Origin of the sequence: Pseudomonas capsici, from assembly GCF_017165765.1 — a bacterium.
Taxonomy (GTDB): domain Bacteria; phylum Pseudomonadota; class Gammaproteobacteria; order Pseudomonadales; family Pseudomonadaceae; genus Aquipseudomonas; species Aquipseudomonas capsici.
In genome coordinates this window covers 133,166-139,872 of record NZ_JAFGZD010000015.1, presented here as the reverse complement: position 1 = coordinate 139,872, position 6,707 = coordinate 133,166, and the positions used below count along the sequence as shown (strand labels likewise).

The window sequence follows — 6,707 nt, the reverse complement described above, 5'->3', positions numbered from 1 at the left end:
CTCTTTTTCTTTTTGTGGTTCCTTTCTTTTTCTTTTTTGTGTGTCACCGGCCCCCTCTGCGGCGGGGGGTGGGGCGGGGTGTTGGGCGCCCGGCGCCCCCCCCCCCCCCCCCCCCCCCCCCCCCCCGGTACTCTGACTGACTTGCAACACTTAACGAGGACAGAGCCAATAAATTCGCTCAAAGTGCTGGCATCACCGATGCAGCACAAACTGTCCGGTAAACCTCACCGCATCCACATCGCTGTTCTGAGCCGTGATACGGGTCTGCAAAGTCAGGCGCGCACGGCCGCGGCGCTGATAGGTGGCGATGAACTTGTTCCACTGTGCATCATCCGGTGCGTCGCACAAGGCAATGGCGTCGCCGCGAACCGGTAGCGGATAGCTGATCTGGCCGTCCTGAATCACGATATGCCCATCGTCGACTCCGGCTTCCTGCAGCCGCAGATGCAGCCAGCCCCAACCCGCCAGCACCGCGCCGCAATACAGACTGCCGCCGAACAGCGTGCTTTTGTGATTGATATTGGGGGCCAGCGGCAGATGCAGGCGCAGCCTGTGGTGCTGCCAGTCGATGACTCGCATGCCCATTTCGCGAGTCAGCGGGATGTCGTGGTGAAGGATGCGCTCCAGCGCCTGTGCGGGCTGCTCAGTCGAGCTCATCGGCTGCTCCATTGCTGTCGCCAAAACTCAGGCCGTGTTTGCGCAGCTTGTCGTGCAGGGTCTTGCGCGGCAGACCCAGCGCTTCGGCCAGGCTGCGGACCGAACTGTGCGGGCGGGTCAGTTCGGCAGCAATCAGGGCGCGCTCGAAACTTTCCACTTGGTCGCTCAAGCCGCCACTGACCGGTGCGGCGTCCGGCGTGGTGCTGCCTTCCAGTTCCAGCTCCAGGCCCAGAGCGAAGCGCTCGGCGGCGTTCTGCAACTCGCGCACGTTGCCCGGCCAGTTGTGGCGCAGCAAAAGAGCGCGCTGGCCTGGAGTGAGTTCATGTTTGGGAATGCCATGGCGCATGCTGGCGGCATCGGCGTAATGCTCGAACAGCATCAGCGCGTCTTCGCCCCGTTCACGCAGCGGCGGGATGCGCAGCGAAGCGACATTCAGCCGGTAATACAAGTCCGCCCGGAAGCGCCCTTGATCGGCGGCCTGACGCAAGTCTTCCTTGGTGGCGGCAATCACGCGGATATCCAGCGGGATCTGCTGGTTGCTGCCCATGCGCTCGACCACACGCTCCTGCAACAAGCGCAGCAGTTTGACCTGCACGTCCATGCTCATGCTTTCGATTTCGTCGAGAAACAGCGTGCCGCCATTGGCGAACTCGAATTTGCCGATGCGGCGCTTTTGCGCGCCGGTGAAAGCGCCCGGCTCATGACCGAACAGCTCGCTTTCTACCACCGACTCGGCCAGCGCCCCGGCGTTGATCGCCACGAACGGACCGTTGCGCCGGTTGGACAGGTCGTGCAAGGCCCTGGCCACCACTTCCTTGCCAGCGCCGGTTTCACCCAGGATCAGGACATCAGCCCGGGTCGCTGCCAGTGCGCCGATCTGCTCGCGCAGGCGCAGCATAGGCGTGGACTGACCCACCAGCCGGGTACTCAGTTGCTGGCGATCACTCAAGGCCAGCCGCAGGCTACGGTTATCCAGCACCAGACGCCTCAGGGCCAGCGCCCGACGCACGCTGTCGAGCAAGGCATCGCTGGCGAAAGGTTTTTCGAGAAAGTCGTAAGCCCCGGCGCGCATCGCCTGAACCGCCAGCGGGACATCGCCATGGCCGGTGATCAGCAACACCGGCAACTCCGGGTCCTGGCTGTGCAGGTGGCTCAACAGCTCCAGGCCATCCATGCCGGGCATGCGGATATCGCTGACGATGACGCCCGGCCAGTCGCGGCCAATACGACTGGCCAGCCCGTTGGCCTCGGTCAGTGGCAGGACTTTCAGGCCCGCCAGGTCGAGCGTCTGGCTCAAGGCCTGGCGCAGGTGCGAGTCGTCGTCGATCAGCACCACTTGAATCTGGCTGTCGATGGCGGTGTCCGAACTCATGCGGAAAGATCCTCTGGCGGTTGAAGGTTGGCTCCGGAAGAACCGGCGCGCAGACGCAGGGTGAGCAATGCACCACCGGTCGGGTGATTGGCGAACAGCAGCTCGCCGCCCAGGGCGCGCATCAGCGTATCGCAGATCGCCAGCCCGAGCCCCAGGCCCTGAGTGCGGGTCTTGGTGGTGAAAAACGGTTCGCGAGCCCGGGCCAGTGCTTCCGGAGTAAAGCCCGAGCCATTGTCGCGAATGTACAGGTTGACGCCCTCGTCTGTGGCTTCGGCACTTATCCACAGCCTGCGGGGCGGGCCTTTTTCGGTCAGGGCATCCAGCGCATTGGCCAGAAGGTTGCCCAATACCTGACGCAACCGGGTTTCACCGGCCTGAACCCACAGGGTCGCGTCCGGCAGATCGCGGATCAGTTCGACTTCCATGGCGCGGCGTCGCTTGGCCAGCAACGCCAGTGCATCTTCCAGTGCCGGTTGCAGCGCAACGCTTTCCGGCGCGTGCCGGTCCCTACGTGCGAAGGCGCGCAGATGGGCGATGATCGATGCCATGCGGCCGGTCAGTTCGCTGATCAGCTTCAGGTTGCCGCGAGCGTCCTCGGTACGCTGGTGATCCAGCAGCACTTCGGCGTTTTCGGCATAGCTGCGAATCGCCGCCAGCGGCTGGTTGAGTTCATGGCTGATACTGGCCGACATGGTGCCCAGTGCCGAAAGCTTACCGGCCTGCACCAGTTCATCCTGGGCGCGCACCAGCTCCTGCTGAGCCTGCTCGCGCTCCAGAACTTCCTGCTTGAGTCGGCTGTTGAGGCCTTCCAGGTCGCTGGTGCGTTCCATGACGCGCATTTCAAGTTCACGCCGGGCCTTGGCCTCGAAGGCGATGCGATCCAGATAGTGACGTCGGCGCTGCATCATCAGGCCCAGCAGCGACATCAGCACCAGCAGGCCTGCGCCACCAATCGCAACCACGGTGCGCACTTGCCGGTCGAGCAGCACACGGGGCGCAAGGATGCTGACGTTCCAGTCGGTTTCGGCAATCGAGCGGGTCTGGGTCAGCCAGGCCCGTTCATCGAGCTTGAGCGGCTTTGGGTCGCGGGTCGGATAAGGCTGTATGGCGACGATGGCTTTCTTTTCTTCCTCGCTCAGTTCGCGCGTTGCCCGGAAGCGCCATTCCGGGTTGGAAGTCAGGATCACCACGCCGTTCTGATCGGTGAGCAGCAGTTGTTCGGGCGTCTTGCCCCACAGGGTTTCGGTGTGGTCCAGATCGACCTTGACCACCAGCACGCCCGTGACCTCGCCGTTGTCACTGACCGGCGCGGCGAAAAAGTAACCACGCTTGACCGAGGTGGTACCCAGGCCGAAGAAGCGCCCCAGTTTCCCGGCCAACGCATCGCTGAAGTAAGGCCTGAACGAAAAGTTGCGGCCTATGAATCGGTCGGGTTGCTCCGAATTGGAGGCCGCTATGGTCAGGCCGTTGCGGTCCATCAGGTACATGACGTCTGCGCCGGTTTGCCGGACGATGTCCTTGAGTAGCTGATTGGCGTGCTGTTGTGTCGCCGGATCGCCAGGCCGGGCCAGCACATCATGCAGGGCCGGCAGGTCGGCGAGAATCTGGGGCAGGGTCTCGTAGCGGTGCAGGGTGCCCAGCAGGCTGGCCACGTACAGGTCCAGGGTCTGGCGATTCTGGCTGGCCAGTTCGCTTCGGTAATAGCGTTCGGCAAGGTGTTCGAGCGGCCACAGCAAAGGGGCCAGGCACAAGGCCAGAAGGGCGAGGCTGCGCCAGCGGGGACGTTGGGGAATGGCGGGTCTGGTTGTCATGTCCGGGCGATGGCCAAAGGGTTTGCCGGCCTGTTTTCGCGAATGAGTTGGCTCTGTCTGCATTAAGTGTTGTGGTGTTTCTGGCACAGCGCTGGTCATATTGTGGGAGGCGGCTTGCCGGCGACAGGGTCTAGTCGCCAGAAAGCTGTCTCCCACAGTCCTCTCGCTGATTTGCAACACTTAATGCGGACAGAACGAATGAGCTCGTCCCTTGGGGAGTGAACTCATTCGCGAACCTCACGATCGCGTCGGAACAGGCGTATCAGAAAAACGCATTATGCCTGTCGCCGGACCCAGAGGCACTCATGCAAACAGGTCAGCGTCTTTCAGGTTCTTGCCTTGCTGGTCCTTGGCCGACAGTTGCGGTGCGCCGCTCAGCTCCCAGTCGATGGCCAGGTCGGCATCGTCCCAGCGAATGCAGCGTTCGGCGGAAGGGGTGTAGTAATCGGTGGTCTTGTACAGGAACTCTGCGTAGTCGCTCAGCACCACGAAGCCATGGGCGAAGCCTTTGGGGACCCACAACTGGCGACCGTTTTCAGCCGACAGGCGTACTCCTGCCCATTGGCCGAATGTCGGAGAACTGCGGCGGATATCCACGGCGATATCCAGAACTTCGCCTGCCGTGACACGCACCAGTTTGTCCTGGGCGTTTTCGATCTGGTAATGCAGGCCACGCAGTACGCCTTTCTGCGAGCGCGAATGGTTGTCCTGGACGAAGTCCGGCTTGATACCGGTCGCTTCGAAAAAAGCCCTGGCGTTGTAGCTTTCGTAGAAGAAGCCGCGCTCGTCACCGAACACTTTGGGTTCGATGATCAAGACATCTGGCAACTTTGTAGTTGTCACTTTCACTTACGTTCCCCTGCAAGTTGGAACAGATACTGGCCGTAACCGGTCTTGCCAAAATAATCGGCACGGTGCAGTAAATGTTTACGGTCTATCCAGTCATTCTGATAAGCGATTTCTTCAAGGCAGGCAACCTTCAGGCCTTGTCGATGTTCGATGGTCTGCACATACGCCGAGGCATCGAGCAGGCTGTCATGGGTCCCGGTATCGAGCCAGGCAAAGCCCCGCCCGAAGCGTTCGACCCGCAACTCGCCGCGCTGCAGATAGGCGTTGTTCACATCGGTGATTTCCAGTTCGCCGCGTGGTGACGGCTTGACGTCCCTGGCGATCCGGATCACTTCGTTATCGTAGAAATACAAACCTGTGACCGCGTAGTTGGATTTTGGAGCTCCGGGTTTTTCTTCGATGGACAGCGCACGGCCTTCATCGTCGAAATCGATGACACCGAAGCGCTCCGGATCTTTTACCCAGTAGCCGAACACCGTGGCACCTTTGGTATTTGCCGCGGCTTTTTGCAGTTGCTCGCTGAAATGCTGACCGTGGAAGATGTTGTCCCCCAGAATCAGGCATACCGAGTCATTGCCGATGAACTCTTCCCCGATAAGGAACGCCTGCGCCAGACCATCGGGCCTGGGCTGCTCGGCGTAGTGAAAGCTTACGCCGAACTGGCTGCCGTCGCCCAGCAGTTTGCGGTACTGCGGCAAATCCAGAGGCGTGGAGATAATCAGGATTTCCCGGATACCGGCCAGCATCAGCACCGAAATCGGGTAGTAGATCATCGGTTTGTCATAGACCGGCAGCAGTTGCTTGGAGATGCCCAGCGTGATCGGGTGCAGGCGTGAACCCGAGCCCCCGGCCAGTACGATTCCCTTGGTCATGCGATCAGATCCTTGTGGTCAGTGAAGCCCAGTCGTTCTCCCTGATAACTGCCATCCTGAACCCTGCGGCACCAGTCCAGGTTATCCAGATACCACTTCACGGTCTTGCGCAGCCCTGAGTCGAAGGTTTCGACAGGCGTCCAGCCCAGTTCGTGTTCGATCTTGCCGGCATCGATGGCGTAGCGCTGATCGTGGCCGGGACGGTCGACCACGTAAGTGATCAGATCGCTGAAGTGCTCCACACCCGCAGGACGTGTCGGCGCCAGTTCTTCCAGCAAGGCACAGATGCCGCGCACCACATCGATGTTCTTCTGCTCGTTATGCCCGCCGATATTGTAGGTCTCGCCGACCAGACCCTCGGTCACCACCTTGAGCAGTGCCCGGGCGTGATCCTCGACATACAGCCAGTCACGGACCTGCTGGCCGTCGCCGTATACAGGCAGCGGCTTGCCGGCCAGCGCGTTGAGAATCATCAGCGGGATCAGTTTTTCGGGGAAATGAAACGGCCCGTAATTGTTCGAGCAATTGGTCACGATCACCGGCAGCCCGTACGTGCGATGCCAGGCCCGCACCAGATGGTCCGAAGCCGCCTTGCTGGCGGAGTAGGGCGAGCTGGGCGCATAGGGCGTGGTTTCGGTGAACAGGTCATCGACGCCATGCAGGTCGCCGTACACTTCATCGGTTGAAATGTGATGGAAGCGAAAGACCCGGCGCTCGGCCTCGGGCAATGTCAGCCAATAGCCACGAGCCGCCTCCAGCAAGCTGTAGGTGCCGACGATGTTGGTCTGGATGAAATCGCCCGGGCCATCGATGGAGCGATCCACATGGGACTCGGCCGCCAGATGCATGATGGCGTGAGGCTCGAACCGTTCGAGCACGGCACGGACTCTGGCCTGATCACAGATATCGGCCTGTACGAATTCATAACGTGTGTCGGTCGCGATACAGCTCAGTGATTCAAGATTGCCCGCGTAGGTCAGCTTGTCGAAGTTGAGGACTTCGTGCTCTGTGTTCTGTATCAGATGTCGGATCAATGCAGAGCCGATAAAGCCTGCTCCACCGGTCACGAGTATGCGCATGATCGGGTCTTCTCTGTAGTAGGTCTTGATCGTTATGCAGCATAGCCTGTCGCATTGCGACATGCGG

Annotated in this window: 6 protein-coding genes; all 6 read right to left on the bottom strand. The window is 61.0% G+C overall.

The features are described 5' to 3' along the window. Window positions 1–192: 192 nt before the first annotated feature. The 6 genes from JSY17_RS18810 to rfbB all read right to left on the bottom strand — a co-directional run bounded on the left by JSY17_RS18810 (window position 193) and on the right by rfbB (window position 6,640). A complete protein-coding gene (locus JSY17_RS18810; RefSeq protein ID WP_206402668.1) occupies window positions 193–657 on the bottom strand; it encodes a YiiD C-terminal domain-containing protein in 465 nt (154 codons plus the stop codon). Further along, window positions 644–2,029 (bottom strand): sigma-54-dependent transcriptional regulator, encoded by a 1,386-nt coding sequence (locus JSY17_RS18805; RefSeq protein ID WP_117186736.1) that lies wholly within the window; start codon window positions 2,027–2,029, stop codon window positions 644–646. Before JSY17_RS18805 ends, JSY17_RS18810 begins: the two co-directional genes overlap by 14 nt. Further along, window positions 2,026–3,840, bottom strand: coding sequence for a sensor histidine kinase (locus JSY17_RS18800; RefSeq protein ID WP_117186753.1), 1,815 nt, complete (start codon window positions 3,838–3,840; stop codon window positions 2,026–2,028). The genes JSY17_RS18805 and JSY17_RS18800 overlap by 4 nt, the downstream gene beginning before the upstream one ends. 303 nt (window positions 3,841–4,143) lie before the next feature. Then, window positions 4,144–4,689 (bottom strand): dTDP-4-dehydrorhamnose 3,5-epimerase, encoded by a 546-nt coding sequence (gene rfbC, locus JSY17_RS18795; protein WP_122370640.1) that lies wholly within the window; start codon window positions 4,687–4,689, stop codon window positions 4,144–4,146. Beyond that, window positions 4,686–5,561, bottom strand: coding sequence for a glucose-1-phosphate thymidylyltransferase RfbA (gene rfbA, locus JSY17_RS18790; RefSeq protein ID WP_117183100.1), 876 nt, complete (start codon window positions 5,559–5,561; stop codon window positions 4,686–4,688). The genes rfbC and rfbA overlap by 4 nt, the downstream gene beginning before the upstream one ends. Further along, window positions 5,558–6,640 (bottom strand): dTDP-glucose 4,6-dehydratase, encoded by a 1,083-nt coding sequence (rfbB, locus tag JSY17_RS18785; protein WP_206402670.1) that lies wholly within the window; start codon window positions 6,638–6,640, stop codon window positions 5,558–5,560. The genes rfbA and rfbB overlap by 4 nt, the downstream gene beginning before the upstream one ends. Between the last annotated feature and the right edge of the window lie 67 nt (window positions 6,641–6,707).

Bases quoted from the DNA above. Each gene is read 5' to 3' on its own strand.
- JSY17_RS18810 (WP_206402668.1), bottom strand. From the start codon at position 657: ATGAGCTCGACTGAGCAGCCCGCACAGGCGCTGGAGCGCATCCTTCAC.
- JSY17_RS18805 (WP_117186736.1), bottom strand. From the start codon at position 2,029: ATGAGTTCGGACACCGCCATCGACAGCCAGATTCAAGTGGTGCTGATC.
- JSY17_RS18800 (WP_117186753.1), bottom strand. From the start codon at position 3,840: ATGACAACCAGACCCGCCATTCCCCAACGTCCCCGCTGGCGCAGCCTC.
- rfbA (WP_117183100.1), bottom strand. From the start codon at position 5,561: ATGACCAAGGGAATCGTACTGGCCGGGGGCTCGGGTTCACGCCTGCAC.
- rfbB (WP_206402670.1), bottom strand. From the start codon at position 6,640: ATGCGCATACTCGTGACCGGTGGAGCAGGCTTTATCGGCTCTGCATTG.